This is a genomic window from Bacillus sp. M5A3_1b (assembly GCF_053345335.1).
Genome location: NZ_JBKEZY010000004.1, coordinates 434,118 through 455,162, shown reverse-complemented (window position 1 = coordinate 455,162; position 21,045 = coordinate 434,118). Strand labels below are relative to the sequence as shown.

Annotated in this window: 16 protein-coding genes and 2 pseudogenes; 11 read left to right on the top strand and 7 right to left on the bottom strand. The window is 33.0% G+C overall.

The genetic code is table 11. From position 1 onward, the window contains the following. Position 1: 1 nt before the first annotated feature. The 5 genes and pseudogenes from ACLBWW_RS14950 to ACLBWW_RS14930 form a co-directional block, all read right to left on the bottom strand. A pseudogene (locus ACLBWW_RS14950) lies at positions 2-115 on the bottom strand (helix-turn-helix domain-containing protein); the annotation flags it as partial. A 23-nt stretch (positions 116-138) separates the two neighbouring features. After that, positions 139-873 carry a hypothetical protein gene (locus tag ACLBWW_RS14945; RefSeq protein WP_074651245.1) on the bottom strand — a complete coding sequence of 245 codons (735 nt, stop codon included), beginning with the start codon at positions 871-873 and terminating at the stop codon, positions 139-141. 12 nt (positions 874-885) lie between these two features. Next, positions 886-2,604 (bottom strand): tyrosine-type recombinase/integrase, encoded by a 1,719-nt coding sequence (locus ACLBWW_RS14940; protein ID WP_223265747.1) that lies wholly within the window; start codon positions 2,602-2,604, stop codon positions 886-888. Positions 2,605-2,620: 16 nt separating this feature from the next. Then, entirely contained in the window at positions 2,621-5,590 is a 2,970-nt protein-coding gene (locus ACLBWW_RS14935) for a hypothetical protein (RefSeq protein WP_107134519.1), read from the bottom strand. After that, positions 5,556-6,941: a hypothetical protein gene (locus ACLBWW_RS14930; protein WP_098273977.1), complete on the bottom strand. Its 1,386-nt coding sequence runs from the start codon at positions 6,939-6,941 to the stop codon at positions 5,556-5,558. Before ACLBWW_RS14930 ends, ACLBWW_RS14935 begins: the two co-directional genes overlap by 35 nt. A 171-nt stretch (positions 6,942-7,112) precedes the next feature. Between ACLBWW_RS14930 and ACLBWW_RS14925 the strand changes: the two are divergent. Together ACLBWW_RS14925 and ACLBWW_RS14920 are read left to right on the top strand one after the other, a co-directional pair. After that, positions 7,113-8,177, top strand: a pseudogene (locus tag ACLBWW_RS14925) (Y-family DNA polymerase); the annotation flags it as partial. Next, positions 8,174-8,515, top strand: coding sequence for a YolD-like family protein (locus ACLBWW_RS14920; RefSeq protein ID WP_048547830.1), 342 nt, complete (start codon positions 8,174-8,176; stop codon positions 8,513-8,515). The pseudogene ACLBWW_RS14925 and the gene ACLBWW_RS14920, both read left to right, overlap by 4 nt. Before the next feature lie 461 nt (positions 8,516-8,976). On the opposite strand, the gene ACLBWW_RS14915 is transcribed toward ACLBWW_RS14920, so the two are convergent. Further along, positions 8,977-9,630, bottom strand: a complete 654-nt coding sequence (locus ACLBWW_RS14915) for a CPBP family intramembrane glutamic endopeptidase (protein WP_098132514.1) — start codon at positions 9,628-9,630, stop codon at positions 8,977-8,979. A 188-nt stretch (positions 9,631-9,818) separates the two neighbouring features. Between ACLBWW_RS14915 and ACLBWW_RS14910 the strand changes: the two genes are divergently transcribed. Then, positions 9,819-10,100: a YolD-like family protein gene (locus ACLBWW_RS14910; RefSeq protein ID WP_048547829.1), complete on the top strand. Its 282-nt coding sequence runs from the start codon at positions 9,819-9,821 to the stop codon at positions 10,098-10,100. A 119-nt stretch (positions 10,101-10,219) separates the two neighbouring features. Then, positions 10,220-12,826, top strand: coding sequence for a phosphoenolpyruvate synthase (ppsA, locus tag ACLBWW_RS14905; protein WP_098079386.1), 2,607 nt, complete (start codon positions 10,220-10,222; stop codon positions 12,824-12,826). A 55-nt stretch (positions 12,827-12,881) separates the two neighbouring features. On the opposite strand, the gene ACLBWW_RS14900 is transcribed toward ppsA, so the two are convergent. Further along, entirely contained in the window at positions 12,882-13,499 is a 618-nt protein-coding gene (locus tag ACLBWW_RS14900; RefSeq protein ID WP_141497583.1) for a TetR/AcrR family transcriptional regulator, read from the bottom strand. Positions 13,500-13,630: 131 nt separating this feature from the next. On the opposite strand from ACLBWW_RS14900, the gene ACLBWW_RS14895 reads away from it, so the two are divergent. The 7 genes from ACLBWW_RS14895 (at position 13,631) to ACLBWW_RS14865 (ending at position 20,752) form a co-directional block, all read left to right on the top strand. Then, complete coding sequence (locus tag ACLBWW_RS14895; RefSeq protein ID WP_098079397.1) at positions 13,631-14,851, top strand: YhgE/Pip domain-containing protein; 1,221 nt, start codon at positions 13,631-13,633, stop codon at positions 14,849-14,851. A gap of 189 nt (positions 14,852-15,040) precedes the next feature. Beyond that, complete coding sequence (locus ACLBWW_RS14890; protein ID WP_048547821.1) at positions 15,041-15,475, top strand: ferritin-like domain-containing protein; 435 nt, start codon at positions 15,041-15,043, stop codon at positions 15,473-15,475. Positions 15,476-15,636: 161 nt separating this feature from the next. Further along, the gene (locus tag ACLBWW_RS14885; RefSeq protein ID WP_048547820.1) at positions 15,637-16,149 is read left to right on the top strand and encodes a GNAT family N-acetyltransferase; all 513 of its coding nucleotides are present in this window, start codon (positions 15,637-15,639) and stop codon (positions 16,147-16,149) included. Positions 16,150-16,153: 4 nt separating this feature from the next. Next, positions 16,154-17,032, top strand: a complete 879-nt coding sequence (locus tag ACLBWW_RS14880; protein WP_098222100.1) for an aminoglycoside phosphotransferase family protein — start codon at positions 16,154-16,156, stop codon at positions 17,030-17,032. Positions 17,033-17,657: 625 nt separating this feature from the next. Continuing rightward, on the top strand, positions 17,658-18,230 hold the full coding sequence (locus tag ACLBWW_RS14875) for a histidine phosphatase family protein (protein ID WP_098152471.1): 573 nt from the start codon (positions 17,658-17,660) through the stop codon (positions 18,228-18,230). 187 nt (positions 18,231-18,417) lie between these two features. Further along, positions 18,418-18,801: a hypothetical protein gene (locus ACLBWW_RS14870; RefSeq protein WP_064475712.1), complete on the top strand. Its 384-nt coding sequence runs from the start codon at positions 18,418-18,420 to the stop codon at positions 18,799-18,801. Between the two features lie 622 nt (positions 18,802-19,423). Then, on the top strand, positions 19,424-20,752 hold the full coding sequence (locus ACLBWW_RS14865; protein ID WP_098132511.1) for a YjiH family protein: 1,329 nt from the start codon (positions 19,424-19,426) through the stop codon (positions 20,750-20,752). The last annotated feature ends 293 nt before the right edge of the window (positions 20,753-21,045 follow it).

Genomic DNA, 21,045 nt, shown 5'->3' with positions numbered 1-21,045 from the left:
ATTATTTTATACTGTTCCTTTCTACGAACTCAGAGAAGCTATGAATAAACTTTAGGATGAATTGCAATTCATCAATATTTTTTTGATGTATTAGAGAAGTAATGATACTCAGAAATTTAGTTATAATTGTTACTGGATTTAATTCCGTAATTTTTTCCAGTTAGCTAAGATAGGGGATTCTTCTTTTACAATTTTTTTTAGACTATTTTTTTCTTCGTTATTTTTGAGGGTTAAATCAGGATCGAGAAATGAGTGAAGGTCGTCCAAATTATCAAAAGCTTTCTGATTTTTTGATACAGATATTTGATTTTTTAAGCCGTACTTTACTCTATATTTTTCGACACCACTATGATGAGCCATTTCTAAGGTCATTTTTTCATATTTTTTAATCGTTCCTTCCAGTTCAGATATTTCAAGTTTTAGTGAATTAATTTGCTTCTCAAGTATATTATTTTGTAATTTAAAGTCATTATTTTTGGTTAACGATTCATGTAGTAAATTTTCACATGTTAACAAATGTTCTAAAAGCTTTGGTTTATCATGCATATACTTATCAACGATATCAGAAAAGTTAGGTATTTCATGATGATCACCTAATTCTGACACGATTTTAATAGTAATTGGTTCGTTTGCTAGATTAATTATTTCTCTTCCCCAGTTACTCCAAACATCTTTATTATATGTTGATGGAAATTCATCGGGTTTTATTTTATTCATTTCTTCTGAAAATCTTACTAAATGAGAGATTTTAATTATTCCTGAAGGATTTCTTTCTCTGTAAAGATAAACTAATTTCTTTAATCTAGTTTGTTCCGCCGGATTGTCATATTTTCTTTTACGTCCAGCACCTTTGGGATTTTTTAATTTGCTCAATTATCTCACCTTTTACTCGAAAATTTTTGAAATAAGTACAGCATAATCATGTATTTCACTGTTTGTTAATTTAGACTCTCTAGCCAGTTCAGCTAGTTCTAAAGGATTTACTCTACAAGATTTATATTCTATTTTAATATCTTTATAAATTCTCGATAGTGTTTGTGCTCTAATTTTTAGTTTTTTGCTGTATTCAGTTTTTAATTCAACAATTTCTTTAAAATTACTTTCTATTTCTTCACGAGGGATCCAATTTTTAGAGCAGAAAATGCAAATTCTAGATTCACATCGTCTTAATTCATCTGTGCAATAGCCAATTTCGACTTCCTCTTTATACTCAAACATTTCCTCAGGAGCTAAGGACCTGTTAATTAAATCCTTTATTACAAGCGTGGAGTTATAATTTGTATCCTTAGATGAATTTGTTAAACGATTTAATAATGTTGCTTCATACGCTTTGGAATCTATAAAAAATTCAATATGCTTTTGATAGTGGTATTGTGATTCAATATGTTGATGACCAGCCATACGTGCAATAGTTAATGGATTAAATCCTTGAATCATCATACTACAAATTGCAAAATGTCTTGTGTCATTCGGTTGGATTTTGATAATTTGTTTCTCAGCAGTAAATTCACTCAAACCATCATTAGATCTTAATTTCATTACGTTATTTTTTTCTTTTAGCCACTTTGATTTGTCTATTGGTTCCAGACCATATATATCCTTTAAAACTTCAGAATAAAAAGCATGTAGTAAATTATTAAACATATAAAGAAAAAAATGGTTTTGATTTAATATCCTACGTTTTGATTGTGTAGGATAGTTTAATGTACTACGATATACAGCAGCTGATATAAGAGTGGTTGTTTCACCGTACGAATCTGAAATGTGAATATAGCGTTTTATGAGATTGTAGAGCTCTTTAGAAATCGGTAGGGTATTAGGTACTTCAAAAGTTTTTGATGTAGCTTTTTGTTTTTGTCTAGGCAAAGTTATAAAAAAATCATTACGTTGAATAGATAGGCAGTTTCTTTTAATAGAACAAAACTCAGAAGGTCTCATTGGTATAACAGATGTTAATTTCCACCACAATAAAACTGGAAAAAACTTCAGTTCTAATTTTTCATCCCAAACGTTAGAGAATGAAGTAAGGATAAAACTAAACCTGATAATGTCTTTATAAGGGGGGAGGTCTCTGGTATTAGAAAAGAAAAACTTAGATACTATTGACCGTAATTGATTTGAAAATAATTCTATTTTAGATTTAGTTACTTGACTACCATATATATAGTCCAGGAAATTTATTCCGGAAATTAAAACGTTGTATCGAACTGATAATTTAAATTCATTTAAAGAAGCTTCTATTTCATCGATATCAAGGCATGATAAATAATTTGTAAGAAGCAAAAAATTTTTTAAGTTATTTAAATACACTGTTGCAGAACTAGGTGCTACTGTCAGTAAATAATTTAAAATCCAACACTTGGCTTTAATTTTAATTTCAGTATCCAAGATGTCCTGAAAATTAAAATATTTACGTATGTTTAGTTCTTTGTTATTTATTAAAACCCAGGAATCATCATCGAATTTTCCATCTAAAAAAACTTTGTTTAAAGTAAGTTCTGCAATAATTTCTTTTGCATTTTCAATTGAATACTCTTTTAGAAACTCATCCTCCGAAAATTCCTGAGGGTAATTAATTCCATATAAGTTACCTTGAATTTTCATTTGTGACAAGAAAAGATCACTCCTCTATAAGGGTTAATTGCTGTACAAAAACATTTTCTCCGCCAGTATAAAAACTAAATACATAGTCCTCACCAAATTTTTCTATTGCTTTAATAAGAAGGTTTTGTAATTTAAAAATAGTATTTTGTTCTCTTTGTTTTACTCCATTTTTGTTTGTATTTTTATACCTTTGAATGCTATCATCAAATTCATTGAATATGGAGGTTAGCGCATAAACGTTATGCACTGCAAAGGGACATTGATTACAACTAAACATGTTAGATGGTCTATGACAATTAGGATAAATTAAACATTGTGCATCTAAGTTTTTTGATGGCATATGTCCTAAATACATTTTTCGCATGTGTTCAAATGCTTGATCTGGGGTTAAGGATAAGAGTTTATCCATTAAATTTTGTTCTTCATCGTTCATTACTTTAGATAAAAAATAAGAAAAATTTTCAACCTCAAATGGTTCGAAAAATCGTTTGAGTTGGCAAATGTCTAGTGTTCTTTGGGATAACGTACTTTCACGCTTATCTGTAAGAAGTTCAATTAAATGGTCATATAAAAAGCCAAATTCTCCTCGAAAAAATAAGTGGAGAGAGATTGTATTTCCTCCATCACTTATGTATTCCTTTGTAACTTCAGTTTTATGTTTACGTAATTTCATCACTAGTTCAAATGCTGAATTACCTTTCCCTTTTTTCTCTTGAATAGAATAAAATAAATGTTCCATCAATGAACGGTTAGCGATTAAAGGAGAAAATTTAATATGTTTTAGATTCATATTTCTTCCAAAAAAATGATTAAAATCACTCCCTTTAACAGTATTCTTCTTTTTTCTTTCGGTCGTAAAGTCCATTATTGTTGGAATATTAGACTTCCGTCTATGAAATTCACAAATACACAATGCAGTTACCATTGGTTCAAGTAGGTCAAGATTGCATGTGAAATCCCTAGGCATTCCGTTTTTAGCTGTAACTAAATTATAACTACGGATAATATTTATAATTTTTTGTGCCTTAGGTTGAGTAATTTTATGATGCGTAAGCCAATCAATGTTAGGTATACCAATAATTTCAGGCTGTATAGGGGGTATTCGAAAAACATCACTAGGTCTCCAAGCGTTAGTTAAGAGTATTATGACGAATAACCATAAATTTGCATACTGTTTATCAATAATAGCTTGATGTAAGTGTGCATCGATTTTCTGTGCATACTTATAAATTTCTAGCCAATCATCAAAACAAAGTTTTTCTTGTTCTTTTTTAAGCCTTTGTTTACGTGGATTGGGTAACTTTTTTAGTGAATATCTACATAATCTTTCTTTTTCTATAAAAGTTAAGATCCTCCATAAACAGGTTTTATGATGTGTTGAGGAGCATTTCTCAATAAATAACTGTACTTCAGTATTATCGAAAAGATAGAGTTCTTTTTTGAGGGGATATTTAATTAAATATTCTATCGCAATTAGATATTCTCTTTTATAACTGTTTAATGTATCAGGGTTAGCCTGTTTTGCTGAAAGATTTTGCTCAGTAAAAGACTTTAAGAGATCTGCTGTTTCTTTAAGGCTTTCAGGAAATTTTCTTAAATCAATAAATGATTTTATATAATCGCTAAGGCTAAGGTGCGATTGTTTAAAAATAAGGTGAGATAGTTCTGGGTTATCTAAAAAAAGTTGTGCTTCTTGTTTATCATATAGATAACTACTTAAAATATTGGTGAAAAACTTCATATGCAACGGTACCTTTATAGAAGAGATAGGGATGTATTGAAAGTTATTTGGTAACTGTAATTTTTTTAATAATTCAGCGCGTGTATAATATTTTTCTTTCAGTTTTATTATTTCTTTTAAGTAATTATCGACTTCTTTTTTGCTGATTTTCCAAAACTCTTCTTGATTAATTGGTTCTATATAATCTTTAAAAAGGTTCTTATATTCAGATTTTTGCAGCAGTTTATATAAGGTTATTTCTGTTCTTGAGGAAAGAGATGCGATACCTTTTAAAGTATAGTAGTCATAGATAGTAGAAGGGATATTGGGATTCGGAGAGTAAGCCTCTTCTATACTTTTTAAGTCATATCTTTCTAAAAGTTTAAATGCTTTTTCTTTTTTTATGTATATTTGTTTACTTATAATGAGCTTGTCATTGTTTGAAAAAACGGAAAGTAAATGTATGTGTGAAAGTTTTAACTTATTCTCTATATGCTCTAGCTTCAAATACTTATTTTCTAATAAATCTAAAAATGAATGAACAGACTCTTTTGTTATCCAAAATGTATTGTGGCCAGCATTTTCATTAATTATTCCATATTCGGTTTTCCGAAAGGTTAAAAACCCTTCTTCAACTAGAGCCATAATTGAACATAAGCTACTTTCAGCGTATCCAAGCATTTTTTTTACTGCAGAAACTGAATAATGCTCTTCTAAAAAGGCCTGTTCTTCTGCGGCGACTGCTTCTAGTTCTTCAATAGGATAATACAAGCCGCGTTCACTAATATTAGGAGGAGCTATAATAGGATTTAATTTTTTGATTTTTGTATAATATTTAATTCTAGCAAATCCAAAACCATATCTTTTATTAGCTTCTTTTGTAGAAATATGAGTAGAAAATATTACTCTTTTTTTATCTAAAGTATTTCTAAAGGTGAGGGAAGATTCTTTTGTGATGAAAATATACTTTCCGTTGATCGGAAAAGTTAATTTTATTATTTCAAGAAGGTGAAATTCTTCAGGGAAATGCGATTGAAGATTCTGAATGCCGGTATAATTCGGTATCTGTACAAATTTTGTAAAATCATTGATGTTGAAAGAAGTATCAATTATTCCTTTTTCATAATCTAAGTATTGTAGTATGGAATCTTGCTGATAATATTTTCCGTTAAACTTAATTAGGTTTAATTCTGCTAACCGTCTAACTTTATCTGCACTGAAACCAGTTAACTCAATAACTTCTTTCTGTATTAGTAATCGACTCAAAATTTACAGCATCCTCTCTTAAAATGGAATTTATAAAATTATTGTTATATTGCTGTGCTAAACTAATTGATTCTTCATCTAAATTATCGTTGGTGTTCATGTTCTCTTGATACATCTGTTGTAAACCTTCTTGTATTTCTTCACGAATTGCTTCTTTGCTCATATAAACAAGGGCAGATTCAAGACTTTTATCTCCTCGAAGAATAGCTAACTCAGCTGGACTTTTAACGATCTTTGCCATCAGATTAGTATATATTCGTCGACCAATATGCGTCCCCCAGGTATTAGATGAAAGTAGAGAGAAATAAGCAGGCATTTTCTTTTTTACAGTCATTAAAAATTTACGCTTAACTTTATTAAAACGAGCATCATAAGTATCACCACTCATTGGATTACCATTATTATCAACAAATAGCGCATTATGTCTGTTCGATTTTTGTAATGTTTCTAATCGAATCTTCAAACTTTTTAAAATAGGGACTGAAATAGTTGGGATAACTTGAATGGGTTGTATAGGGAAAAGTTTAGTATCTCTTTTAACTGAGCAAGATGAAATATCATTTAATCTTTCCCATATATAAGGTTTGTAGCCTATCCTAACAGATAAACCATGTTCCCCATTAGGACCGATTTCGCGAAGGTCACTTCGTAAGACATTAACAACTTCACCTCTGCGTAATCCACCAAATATTTGTAGATAAATCCCAAAAGAAATTTCTGGCGCTACCAAATCAGATACTTCTAATAATAAAGTAATTAATTGGGGGTGAGGGAAGTGTTCTAGTTTAAATTCATGTCTTGTAACGTTTTTTGCTGGGAGTGAAAAACCATTTCCAATAAAAATAGAGCTAATTATTTCTTTATTATTTGCTTTGTATGTATGTTTTTCAATAACATCTGCTAATGCACCTTGAAGGATGTGTTGATCTTTTAAGAATTTAAAAAAATATCTTAAGTACAGATCTGCATGTTCTAAAGTCCCTCTAGACCTGTATATGCTATTTCTATCTTTCTTTTTTTTATACTTAGTGGTTTTTAAATAATTCAAGAAATCAACACCATGTGATAAGGTAAGTTGTTTTAAAGAACTTATTTGATAAGTACTGTATTTCTCAATTAATAGCCAATTTAAGAACTGTACAATGACATCAGCAGCTCTTTTTTGCGAGTTAAAATTGTGATCTGTTTTCCCATAGCGTTGTTTAATAAAATTGGTTGTAGGGTGAACTCTAAAAAACTTAGTCTTAGTGTCTTCAACAACTATAGTTGCATACTCCACTTGATAGTCATTTCCAATATCGACACATGCTTTCTTCACACTGAACTTGATATTTCTATTATTCGGATCCAATAGCATCCTCCTTTAGTAATCTAACCACTGCTTAAAGTCCTCCTAATTGATTAATCTCTTAAAATATCATCTTGAGATAAATTAAGTTTATCTGTAAATTATCTACAAATCAACATATAATTCAGAATATTTATTTTAAATTTTAATTATTAGCGAAATCACCCACATAATAGAATGTACGAAATACCGAAGCGGTCAGATATTATTATTGTGAATCCGATTATGCATACATATATGAAGTGTTCAACTTACATAACTGGTTTAGCTTTACAGTATGTTGCGCCGGAAGATTTCCATCAATATAGTATTGATGAGTTTTTTATGGACATGACCGCAAGTATTCATTTGTTTGCCAGTAATCCGTGCGAGTTCGCATTAAAGTTTAAGCGAGAAATATATGAACGTACACGGATTGAAAGTACGATTGGTATTGGACCCAATTTATTATTGAGTAAAGTAGCACTGGATGTGGAAGCGAAAAAGAATAACGATGGAATAGCGCAGTGGACGTATGACGATATACCCGAGAAGTTATGGAGTATTAGACCACTCAGTAAATTTTGGGGTATATCGTATAAAACAGAAATGAAATTAAATCGAAAAGGTATACATACGATTGGAGATTTAGCGCAGTACCCGTTGAAGTATTTAAAGCAATCATTTGGTGTGATAGGAGAGGAATTACACTTGCATAGTAACGGGATTGATTTTAGCAGAATAGCAGAGAAATATGTTCCAGCGACAACATCTATAGCGAAAAGCCAAATATTATTTCGTGATTATTCGGTAGAAGAGTTCATCGTTATTTTATTAGAGCATACAGAAGAAGTTTGTTACAGATTGAGACGAGAAAAGAAATACGCGCAAACGATTCATTTTTCAGTCGGATATAGTAGGGAATACGGGGGAGGAATAAAAAAAGCACATACGTTAAATAGAGCAACAAATTTAACGATGGATATTTACAACGTTTGCACATATTTTTTATACGAGCGGCATACAGGAGAGCCGATTCGATCGATAAGTCTTTCCTTAACAAATTTAATACATGAAGGAGAAGAGCAAATTTCGCTTTTCGATAACATTATACAGAGAGAAAAAGAAATGAGATTAACGAAGGTGATGGACGAAATTCGAACACGATTTGGTAAGAACAGTATTTTACGTGGGATTTCTTACACAAGCGTCGCAACAGCAAGATATAGAAACACATTATTAGGAGGGCACAAATCGTGAAGAATGCTAATATGCCAAAAGGAAGAGGAATGGTAAAGTGGCAACCGTTTGCTAGTATGCCAGAGCAGTTCATCTGTATTAAAGACATGATACAGGAGCAAACAAAAATCCCGCGTCCAATTTTAACGCAAGATGCAAAAGAAAGGATTGAAAATAAGCTGTTAATTTCATATTTAGGTGAAGAAGAGGTTTTACTTACATATTATAGAGGTGGATACTTATATAAAAATTACATAACTGTAGTTGATATAAATCCCTTGAATGGATTGATTACTTGCACGGATGCTTTTTGTAATAAGAAGATTTTTAAGTTTGGTGATGTAATTGAAATTGATTAGAACTTTTTAGCTGATGTATTTTTGTACTATTTACAAAGAAATGCTCATTTACTTCAAGTGTTATTTCTATTTTTATGCAAAACCCAAAGTTACAAAAGAAGTTCATAATATAAAGTGTAAGTACCATGGGTTTTCAAGTTATAAAACACGTACTTCCGACTAATATATTAAAACTTAAAGAACCTAAAAAATAAGAATGATCACTACTAAATAGGCATTCAAAATACGAATTCATATTTTGAATGCCTATTTGAAAATTTTCGAAGTCAATATAGTTTGTGTCAAACATTGAAGAATCCTTTTATAGGTGTAAATATATATATTTCTCATGTATCTGTCCCTGAAATGAATGGGTATTTTATCTATATTCTAAGTAATATTTTCTGTTAAGTAAAAAAGAACCCTAAGGTTCTTTTTGTTTTTATGTTATTGTTTGTTACTTATAAGTACAATGTAATTTTTTATTTAAAAAGCATTGGTAAAAATCCAATAATGTCGAAAGCAAGGTGGCAAATCCAACTTACCCAAACACTCTTTGAATTTTTCCATATATAATTCAGTAATAACCTAACAGGGACTATAGTTATCAATAATTGCATTGGCACGAAACCATAAGCAGGAATATGCCACAAGGCAAACAGAACGCTACATATTATTGATGCTGTACCAAATTTTAATCCTAATTTTTGTAATGCGATGATTATGTTAGTACATAGCAATTCTTCACCCATTAACATGAATGGTACACGGGTCAAAATCATCGAAACGCTTATTACTTGAGCAACAGAATTTGTAGTTGGAGGTTCAAAAATATAGTTATATAGTGTGCCTGAACCCATGCCCACTATGATTGTTAAAGGTAAACCCCAGATTAATGTTTTAAATTTAAAATGTTTGAATTGCTCTAAAGATATTTTCCCTAAAAAATAGTATCCTATAATTCCACATAATACAAGATTCCATGAAGCTTCAAGAATCATTTCTAATAATTCAGGTATATTACCTACTATAAGTGCAATACATTGATATACAATTCCTGAAATAATTAATAATCCTAAAGCCAAAAGAGATTTTGAATCAATTTTCTTTTTTGTTTCTATAATCTTTGTTTCCACAACAACCCCTTCTTTCTTATTATTTCATTAATTACAAATATATAATAACATATATTATCCCTAATTAATGGTAATTCAGAAGGGTGCCATAACTTTTGTATAATATCGTTGTATAAATGCAGTAAAGCGATTTTTTAAACAAACTTAATAGGCTTATTTAGCATGCCTACTTTTTTATCGTTGCTAGTATGCCAGAGCAGTTCGCCTGTATTAAAGAAATGATACATGAGCAAACGAAAATCCCGCGTCCAATTTTAACGCAAGATGCAAAAGAAAGGATTGAAAATAAGCTGTTAATTTCATATTTAGGTGAAGAAGAGGTTTTACTTACATATTATAAAAATGGCTATCTATATAAAAATTACATAACAGTAGCTGATATAAATCCATTAAATAAGACGATCACTTGTACCGATACTTTTCATAATCAAAGGATGTTTAAGTTTGGTGATGTAGTTGAAGTGAATTAGAGGGGGGATATTTCTTCCTAACTTAATTATATCATGTAAATCAAGTTCGAAATAGACTGTTTATTCGTATTTACTACTGCTACAATCAAGAACACATGCATAGTAAGGAGAGATGGTAAATGAGTTCTTTCGTTCTCGATTTTCAGGAAATAGAAAACACGCAGCTTGCACTCGTTGGTGGAAAAGGATTGAATTTAGGGGAGTTATCAAGCGTTCAAGGGATACAAGTGCCAGAAGGATTTTGTGTTACAACGGTAGGATATGAAAAGGCCATCGAGCAAAATGAGGAGCTTCAAACTTTGTTGCAGCAACTAACAAAGTTGAAAAAGGAAGAGCGAGCCCAAATTGGTGAAATGAGTAAGAAGATTAGAGAAGTCATTATGGCAGTAAAAATCCCTTCTGAAGTAGTGGAAGCGGTAGCTCATTATCTCTCACGTTTTGGAAATGAACATGCGTATGCCGTGCGCTCTAGTGCGACGGCTGAAGATTTACCGTATGCCTCGTTTGCTGGTCAACAAGATACGTATTTAAATATTATCGGTAAAGAAGCGATTTTGCAGCATGTAAGAAAGTGCTGGGCTTCTTTATTTACAGAGCGAGCAGTAATGTACCGCATGCAAAATGATTTTGAACATAATCAAGTTTCTATATGTGTTGTCGTTCAAAAAATGATTTTCCCTGAGGCTTCGGGAATTTTATTTACTGCTGATCCGGTTACTTCTAACCGAAAGGTAGTATCAATTGATGCCAGTTTTGGACTTGGTGAGGCATTAGTATCAGGACTGGTCTCTGCCGATAATTATAAAGTAAAAGAAGGCGAAATTACCGGAAAGATGATAGCAACTAAAAAATTGGCTATTTATGCTTTAAAAGAGGGCGGAACGGAGACGAAACAGATTGATCCGGCTCAGCAACAAATTCAAACATTGTCTGAACAACAAATTTTACAACTAGCACAGATTGGAAGACAGATTGAAGCTTATTTTGGTTGTCCGCAAGATATTGAATGGTGTTTAGTGGATGATACATTTTATATTGTCCAAAGTCGCCCCATTACGACTTTATATCCAATTCCTGAAGAAAATGATGGGGGAAATCATGTGTATATATCAGTTGGCCACCAACAAATGATGACCGATGCGATGAAACCGCTTGGGTTATCTTTTTTCCTGTTAACGACTAATGCTCCTATGCGTAAAGCGGGAGGACGGCTGTTTGTGGATGCTACGCAACAATTAGCTTCACCTGCTAGCAGAGATTATTTAATAAACACTTTAGGAAAATCAGATCCACTCGTAAGAGATGCATTAACAACTATAATCGAGCGAGATAATTTTATTACATTGTTGCCGGATGATGAAAAAGAAAAGAGTGTTAGTAAAAGTAAGCAACCTGCAAATTCGCAACCAGAAATCGAAAATGATCCGGCAATCGTTACGAATTTAATACAGAATAGTGAAGCATCAATCGAAGAGTTAAAACGAAACATGCAAATGAAATCAGGGGTGGATGTACTTGATTTTATTTTGGAAGACATTCAGCAATTAAAAAAAGTATTATTTAACCCGCAAAGTATAGCTGTTATTATGGCTGGTATGAATGCTTCAACATGGATGAATGAAAAGATGGAGCACTGGCTAGGCGAAAAGAATGCAGCAGACACGCTTTCTCAATCTGTACAAAATAATATTACGTCTGAAATGGGTTTAGCATTACTAGACGTTGCTGATGTGATTCGACCGTACCAAGAAGTTATTACGTATTTACAACATGTAGAAAATGATAACTTTTTAGATGAATTAGTTCAATTTAAAGGCGGAGAAAAAGCTCGAGATGCTATTCTAACTTTTCTAAATAAATACGGAATGAGATGCAGCGGAGAAATCGATATTACGAAAACGCGCTGGAGTGAAAAGCCAACTACAATTATCCCGATGATTTTAAATAATATAAGAGACTTTGAAGCGGGTGCTAGTAAACGGAAGTTTGAAGAAGGGCTGCAAGAAGCTTTGAAAAAAGAAGAAGAGTTAGTAAATCGATTGCAGCACTTGCCAAATGGAAAGCAAAAAGTAGAAGAGATGAAGCGGATGGTTCGTAATATCCGTAATTTTATCGGTTATCGTGAATATCCAAAATACGGCATGATTAATCGTTATTTCATATATAAGCAGGCATTATTGAAAGAAGCTGAGCAACTTGTACAGAGCGGTGTCATTCATGAAATCGATGATATATACTATCTAACCTTTGAAGAACTTCACGAAGTTGTTCGCACGAATAAACTAGATTACGAGCGGATACAAAAACAAAAAAATGATTACAAATTATATGGAAAACTAACGCCTCCTCGTATCATGACGTCTGATGGAGAAATCATTACAGGCAAATATAAACGAGAAAACCTCCCAGCTGATGCGATTGTAGGCCTGCCTGTTTCTTCAGGAGTGATTGAGGGAAGAGCTCGCGTTATTTTAAACATGGAAGATGCGAATTTAGAAGAGGGGGATATATTAGTTACTGCTTTTACTGACCCGGGCTGGACACCGTTATTTGTGTCTATAAAAGGGTTAGTCACCGAAGTTGGCGGGCTTATGACTCACGGGGCAGTGATTGCACGTGAATATGGATTACCAGCAGTCGTCGGGGTAGAGAATGCTACGAAACGAATAAAAGATGGGCAACGAATTCGGGTACATGGGACTGAAGGGTATATTGAAGTGTTGTAATGAAATAAAAGATCATCTGCTATTATAGTAGATGATCTTTTATTATATAGCTAACTTATTTCTTTAAGCCAGCCGCATAAAAAGGTCCATGAACTGCGATTGTTGATAAAATACGAGCAATTTCCTCAGGTGTTTCTTTTTGCCCGGTATTTAACCATTGCTGAATGACACCTATATGAGCAGATGCCATATAAGAAGCTAAGTATTGACTTGGGACAAGTAAATTCTCCTTATTAATGAGGGCACCATTCGTATCTTCAAATATTGTTTTCCACATAAAGTCTTTTAGTTTTGTTTGGAAAGATAAATCTCCTTTTGGGCTTAATACTGCTTTCATAAAATCACTATTTTCATTTAGAAATTCAAGAATAGAAGTAATAAGTATAAACGGCATTGTTGGGGAAGGGTTTGACCCAAGATCAGCAATAACTTCAGGCAATCTCTGTTTGGCAATGCTAGAAAACTCATACATAATTTCTTCTTGGCATTTCGTCATTAAATCAAATTTATCTTGATAGTGCGCATAGAAAGTGCCGCGATTAATGTTTGCTTTCGTTGTAATATCTTTCACTGTAATGGCGTCAAAGCCTTTTTCTTCAATTAGTTCCACCAATGCATTTCGTATGGCAGTTTTCGTACGAATAACTCGTAAATCTAAATTACTATCACGCAAAGTATGTCCCTCCTTCATTTTAGCCAACACATTTCAAAGATGTGTCTTATAACCGACACATTCACGATTTTTGATTATTGTATAAGGATCAACTCAAACATATAATTCAAATATAAATAAACAACACGTTGTTGGTTATTATAAATCAAATGATAGGAGGAGAAAAGAAGATGTTTAAAAATAAACTTTTATTGTTATCACCAGTTATTGCACTACTTGTTGTTTTTATTTTTTCATTAACGTTATTTCCAACTGTTCAACCTCAGCCGAAAAACTTGCCAATCGCAATTGTAAATGAGGATCAAGAAGTAGAAATTCCGAATCAACCGAAGATGAATATGGGGCAAACGATTGTTGATAATATGAAAAAGACATCAAAATCAGAGGAAGAACCTGCGGTGAAGTGGGTAGAAGTGAAAGATAAGGAAGCTGTGCAAAAAGGATTAAATAATCAAGAGTATTACGCAGCGTTAGTTATTCCGAAAGACTTTAGCACAAAACAAGCATCATTACGAACAGCACAGCCATCTTCACCAGAATTAGAAATATTCATCAATCAAGGAATGAATACAGCGGCATCAACTATGGCAGGACAAATGTTAAATGCGATCGTTGATAATATGAATAATACTGTTCGCGCGCAACTATTAGAAGGATTGAAAGCAAAAGGAGCTACAGTAACAACAGACCAAGTTTCAAATGTAGTCACACCAATTGCAAAGAAAGTGACAAACGTAAATGAAATCGGCAAAAATAGTGCGAACGGTAACTCGCCAATGTCTTTATTCCAACCGTTATGGATTGCAAGTTTAGCGAGCGCAGCAATTATCTTTATTGCGATAAGTAAAATGCCAGTAGGTACAAGAAAAGAAAACTTCGTATTAAAGCTAAAACAAATCATAACAGGGGCTGTCGCGGCACTTGTTATTGGATTTGGCCTCACATGGATCGCGGATGGTATGGTAGGTTTAAATATTTCGAATTTCACGGATACGGCACTGTTTTTATCAATTACGTCCTTTAGCTTCTTTTTAATGATATCCGCAGTACTTTCACTAGTTGGACTAAAAGGAATTGGTGTATTCGCACTCTTACTTTTCTTTGGGGCACCGTTATTATCGTTAGCACCTGAAATGTTGTCGCCATTTTATCAAGACTGGGTGTACGCATGGTTGCCAATGCGATTTATGATTGAAGGACTTAGAGAAATATTCTTCTTCGGAAAAGGGTTAAGCTGGAGTACACCACTTACTGTGCTCGTTTGGATTGGCGTAGTAAGTATGGTTATTATTTTAGCGACTGCTTTCAAACGTAGTGTAGTAAAGGGACGAAAAACGGAATTAAACGCATAAAAGCAAAAAACGTTTCACTAGGAGTGAAGCGTTTTTTGCTTTTATTAACTTATCGGGAAATCAAGAAGGATAGGTTTTTCTATATTTTAAAGGGAATAGAAGAGTTCGGATTTGCAGTTCCTTTTTGTATACATGCTCCTGCTATTTCAAATTGCATAAAATGTTATGTGAAATAATGGAGGGGATACGATGTATAATTCGAATGATTATGATTGGTATAGGCAAAATGATAAGTTGATTCGTGATATTGAGAAAGCAATTAATGGAGAGTTTAGTGCTATAAATTGCTATGCGAAATTAGCCAACATGGCTCCAAATGCGGCGGAACGAAATCAAATTCTTGAAATTCGTAACGATGAAATAAAGCATTTTCATCATTTTGTACAAATCTATACAAATGTAACTGGTCAGCAGCCGAAACCACAAATTACGGAAGAATGCCCAAATACGTACTTACAAGGGTTAGAATTCGCAATACAAGATGAACAGAAGACAGTGGATTTTTATTTGGAAATTTCAGATGAAACATCAGATGCGAACATGAAAGAGTTGTTGCGCAGAATAGCTGCCGATGAACAAAATCATGCGGTGTGGTTTTTATATTACTTTGTGAAAACGAAGTGAATGCTAAAGGAATTAAAACCGTTTCACTAGTAGTGGGACGTTTTTTTTGTGGAATAGAAGTTGTAAAATAGATATATTTGAAGGGGTAGTAATTAATTTTGGTATATAATGTATAAAACGAAATAAAGGAAGAAGTAAACATATGAAAGGGGAACAGCAATATGGAGAGAAACACAGTTAAAGAATATACAATTCGAACTGCTATTGAAGAGGAAAGCGATAGCATTATCACTCTATTAAAAGAAGTAGCAGAGTGGCTACAACATAAAGAAGTAAATCAGTGGCAGTATCTGTTAAGTGGAGAGGCTACGGCTGAAATACTAGAAGGTATAAGAGAGAAATATACGTATGTTGTTACGAAAGGAGATGAAATTGTCGGTACGGTTACAGCATCTCCTAAACAAAATGATTGGGATGAACATATCTTTGGTAAAGAGGAAGTTTCTAATTCGTTATATATTCATAGATTTGCAGTGAAAAGGCAGCATAAGGGGAATGGAATAGGAGAACACATTTTACAGTGGGTAGATGAGAATATGCAAAGTGATAAACAGTATTTGAAGTTAGATTGTGTTGGACATAATCGTACATTGAATGACTTTTATAAGAAAAACGGTTTTGAATATATCGGTAGTACGGATGGACATAGTAAGTTTCAAAAGAGAAGGGGGTAAGTGGATGAATCAATTTCCTACTGCTTTAGTTAAAAGGTTGATAGAGGAACAGTTTCCTGAATGGGCACATTTAGAAGTGAGACCTGTAAAGTTTAGTGGGCATGATAATAGAACGTTTCATCTAGGAGATGAGATGAGTGTAAGATTGCCAAGTGATGCGGCATATGCACCACAAGTAGAGAAAGAAAATAAGTGGCTACCTCTATTAAGTAAGGGGCTTTCTTTACCGATTTCTACACCACTTGCGAAAGGTAATCCATCTGAAGCGTATCCATGGCCTTGGTCTATTAATAAGTGGATAGAGGGCGAAATAGTTACGAAACAAAATGTTCGTGACTTAAATGAATTTGCGGCGGACTTAGGAGCATTTTTAGTAGAATTACAATCCATTGATGCGAGTAATGGACCAATAGCTGGAGCGCATAATTTTTACCGAGGTGGGCTTATATCTGTATATGATGAAGAGGCGAGAGGTGCTATCGAAAATAATAAGGACGTTTTTGATAAAACTGTATTAAAGCACCTTTGGGATGTAGCACTTCAGTCAACGTGGAAGCGTAAACCAGTTTGGGTTCATGGAGATGTTGCACCAGGAAATTTACTCGTTAAGGACGGAAAGCTTTGCGCCGTAATTGATTTTGGTATTTTAGGAGTAGGAGATCCAGCTTGTGATGCAGCGATGGCATGGACGTTTTTTGGTAAAATTAGTAGAAAAATATTTAAAGAAGTATTACAAATAGATGAAGAAACGTGGAATAGAGCGAGAGGATGGGCACTTTGGAAAGCGTTAATTACATATGATGCGAATAAGGCAAATAATAAGATAGTGGCAGAAGAATCGTATCGTGTCATTCAAGTGATTGTGGATGATTATGGGGATTAATAGAAAAAGCCTCTTTTGTTTGTAGGATTCAAAAGAGGCCTTTTCTATTAATTGATACTTAGAATTATTTATTATAAAAGTGTTCATTTCTGTAAATATGCACTGTTTTTTAGAAAGGGAGATGTTTGCAGCTTTATGCTATTTATTTTGGGGTTATTCCTACTAGAATTTGCTTGCTAGTATGTGCTTGATTTTCTCTAGAGGTGGTTTTAAATTTATACTATTTGATTAACAGGTTGAATAGAGGGACAAATAAATCTTAAGCAGTAGAACCAACCGATAAGAGTGTATTAATTTTATCTATTCCGTTGTACAAACCCTAGTTCTTTAGCGAGGTTTTCCAGAAATTAAGGAGTAAGATGTTCATATAATTCTTCAGCAAATAATTGGAGTTCACTTTGAATTCAAAGATTCATAAAAAACATCATCTTTTCTAATCTAGCTTGTTTAGAAAGAATAATGCTTTTTTATACCAGAGGGTAGTGAAAACTTCGCGTCTTTCTTACAAATATCGTGACTTTATTTCAAATTCACAGTTTTCTGTTATTTTTAAGGGGACTGAATTGGATATATATGCTAATATGAGAAAGGAATTGTAAAGGAACCTGGAAAAATGGAGGGAATTATGAAAACTTTCATATATATGGTGAGACATGGGGATTCACCGAAATCTGGAAAAGAAAAAACAAGAGGATTAACTGAAAAAGGAAAGTTAGATGTTCAACGAATAACAGATATATTACAAGGTGAGGGAATCGATGTTGTTATCTCAAGTCCATACAATCGTTCAATTCTAACTGTTCAGCAGTTAGCGAAGCAAATAGGACAAGAAGTTTTAGTATTTGAAGACTTAAAAGAGAGAATCTTTATTGCTGAAGAGGAACGAATGTCGGATAAAGAATTATTCCCTTTGATAACAAAGTCATTTTTAGAACCCGACTTTGCTTTAACGGGAGGAGAGTCTAATGTCGACTGTCAGAAGCGTGCTATAAAAGTTTTAAAAGAATTATTAAAAACCTATCGAGGACAGAAAGTGGTATTAGGAACCCATGGAGCTGTTATGACTTTGATGATGGGGTATTATGATAGTAAGTATGGTTTGAATTTTTTACTACAGACATCAAAACCAGATATATACAGAATGGAATTCAATGGACAGGAATTGGTGGAGATTAAAAGATTGTGGGAAATTGAATAGATTGACTTTATTCATCCGTAGCTTTTCCTAGTGACGTGTATTATAAACAATAGGGTTACTGCGGTAACTCTTTTTCTTATGGCACTAACGGGGGATTGAGTTCAACAATCTAAAAAATCCGGTTCCTTAGCATACAAAATTCGCGTTTTGTTCTTGCTACCTCGAGATGAAATGGGAGGGAATGTTTTTGGGCAGGATACTTTTAAAGTTATTTTTTAAATTAATCCTATTTTTTTTCTTATTCGGTATTGTTGTTTTTTCTATATTTCAGATTATGTTTGTCTGGAGTGTTTCGACGGGATTAGGAAGGGATGATATAGTCGGATTTTCTGATAATAAGTATGTAATTGGTCGTCCACCTGTTAGCTATAATTTATATAAAAAAGATAGTGGGGAAACTATATTAGATAATGTTATTGGTTATAAAAAAGGAAAAATGAAAAGCTATGTTCGGAATGAAATTGAATTTGCAGTGATAAATGAGATAAAGGGTAGCTATGAACTGTATAAAATAGAAAATGCTTTAGAAAAGGATATAGAACGGCTGAAAGAAATGAAGAAATTAGAATAAAAGAGACTATCTGAAAGGTAAAAATGTACGCCTATTATTGTTAAATCTAAAAAACGTTTTAGATTGATAATTGAATTTTATTTTATGAAAAGAGTCATTATTAAAGTAAAGTATTAGGGGTTCAGCCACATGTCCATCAAACTAACAGATAAAAATACCGTTTTTTTACACTTGAAGTTAATTAATATTTTTAAGTTGATGGGTATGGGGCGTCAACTGGGTCGACTATTATTGTATGCTTGATAACATATATAGCTTCTTTTACAAAGTTGCAATTTAGTTATATATCCTTTTTAATAGGCAGAAGTGTAATGGTCTAGGTCTATTTTTCTATTATTTATTCTGTAATGTTCCTTGGGACATGTATTCGATTATTATTACTCAAGTATTTTTATACGGTTACAGAAAATGACAAATGAATATAAATACCTATATTTTTTAATAATGTTTAATTGTGTTACATAAAATAACTCCTTCGTTGAACTTATATACTTATTATATAAATTTAGCAAGGAGTTTTTATATTGTTATATTTGGAGTCTTTATAATTAAATATTCAAAATCAATAGAAGGAATCTAACGTAATTATACAGAATATTTAGATAATAGGAGGTGTCGAATTTTGAGTGAAATTGAATTAAAAAGGAATGTAATTAAGACTGGGAGTGAGAAGGGGGTTATTCTCCGGTTTATACTCGCTAGTCTAGTTGGGGTGTTTATGTTTTTTGTACCAGTTACGATAAATGGTGCTTCTTCCATTATGATTGATCATATCGTATCATGGATCCGGACTTCGGTTCCGAGCGTAGTACCTTATTACGCTCTACTCGTTATGATAATGGGTGCGATTTATCCGTTTTATACGAAAAAATGGAATGCATCTATCGTAGACATTTGTTTTTCTATTTTAAAAGTAGTTGGCGTTGTCTTTGGTGTATTATATTGCTTGAAAGTAGGGCCAGCATGGTTCTTTGCACAAGATGTAGGGCCGTTTTTGTATGAAAAACTAGTCATATCGGTAAGTGTACTCGTACCAATTGGCTCGGCTTTTTTAGCGTTGTTAGTCGGGTACGGATTACTTGAATTTATCGGTACGTTTTGCCGTCCCATTATGAGACCGTTATGGAAAACACCAGGACGATCAGCAATTGATGCGGTTGCTTCCTTTGTGGGGAGTTATTCGCTTGCTTTATTAATTACGAATCGCGTGTATAAAGAAGGAAAGTATACGACAAAAGAAGCAGCCATTATCGCTACAGGCTTTTCTACAGTATCCGCAACATTTATGATCATCATCGCAAAAACATTAGACATTATGCATTTATGGAATGTTTATTTTTGGACTACTCTCGTTGTAACATTCATCGTAACTGCTATCACCGTAAGACTCCCGCCCCTTAGTAGAAAACCAGATACATATGTAACAGAAGAAGGGTTCCCAGAGCCCGTTTATAAGGAGAAAATGCTAGAACGCGCTTGGGAAGATGCGCTAGAAGTATCGAAATCTGCACCGAGTATTATAAAAAATATCGCAGTGAACTTAAAAGATGGGTTTATTATGACAATGGGAATTTTACCTTCTATTATGTCAGTAGGATTAATTGGTATCGTCTTAGCGAAATTCACACCAATATTTGATTGGGTCAGCTATATTTTTTATCCTTTTACATGGGCTTTACAATTACCAGAAGCCGACTTAGCTGCTAAAGCAGCATCCGTTGGTATTGCGGAAATGTTCTTACCATCATTATTAGTAGTTAGTGCACCACTTGTGACAAAGTTTGTCATTGCGGTTGTTTCGGTATCATCAATATTGTTTTTCTCAGCTTCCATTCCTTGTATACTATCAACAGATATTCCGTTAAAAGTATCGGAACTTATTATTCTGTACGTACAAAGAACGATATTAACGTTGCTTATCATTACACCGATTGCTTATTTGTTGCTTTAAAATTTTTGAAAAGATAAAGCTATAAACAAAAGAAGCCTTTTTACAGAAGGCTTCTTTTATTTATTTTTCGTATATGACGTCATGCTTCTTAAGAAGATTCCTAACCCTGCAAAAAAGAATCCTAAGCATAATAAGCTGCCTGGTGTTCCCCAAGTAATTTGATCTAGCATTTTTATATCCTCCCATTTATCCCATATTAATTAACTGTAAAACTTTCACTTTATTATTATATAGTATTTTTGGGTTATTATCCATATTTATCCATACTATCAAGCTGAAAAATTGATCCATAA

Excerpts from the sequence above, each read along its gene's own strand:
- ppsA (WP_098079386.1), top strand. The coding sequence starts at position 10,220 with ATGAGTTCTTTCGTTCTCGATTTTCAGGAAATAGAAAACACGCAGCTT.
- ACLBWW_RS14875 (WP_098152471.1), top strand. The coding sequence starts at position 17,658 with ATGAAAACTTTCATATATATGGTGAGACATGGGGATTCACCGAAATCT.
- ACLBWW_RS14880 (WP_098222100.1), top strand. The coding sequence starts at position 16,154 with ATGAATCAATTTCCTACTGCTTTAGTTAAAAGGTTGATAGAGGAACAG.
- ACLBWW_RS14940 (WP_223265747.1), bottom strand. The coding sequence starts at position 2,604 with ATGAAAATTCAAGGTAACTTATATGGAATTAATTACCCTCAGGAATTT.
- ACLBWW_RS14885 (WP_048547820.1), top strand. The coding sequence starts at position 15,637 with ATGGAGAGAAACACAGTTAAAGAATATACAATTCGAACTGCTATTGAA.
- ACLBWW_RS14910 (WP_048547829.1), top strand. The coding sequence starts at position 9,819 with ATGCCAGAGCAGTTCGCCTGTATTAAAGAAATGATACATGAGCAAACG.
- ACLBWW_RS14890 (WP_048547821.1), top strand. The coding sequence starts at position 15,041 with ATGTATAATTCGAATGATTATGATTGGTATAGGCAAAATGATAAGTTG.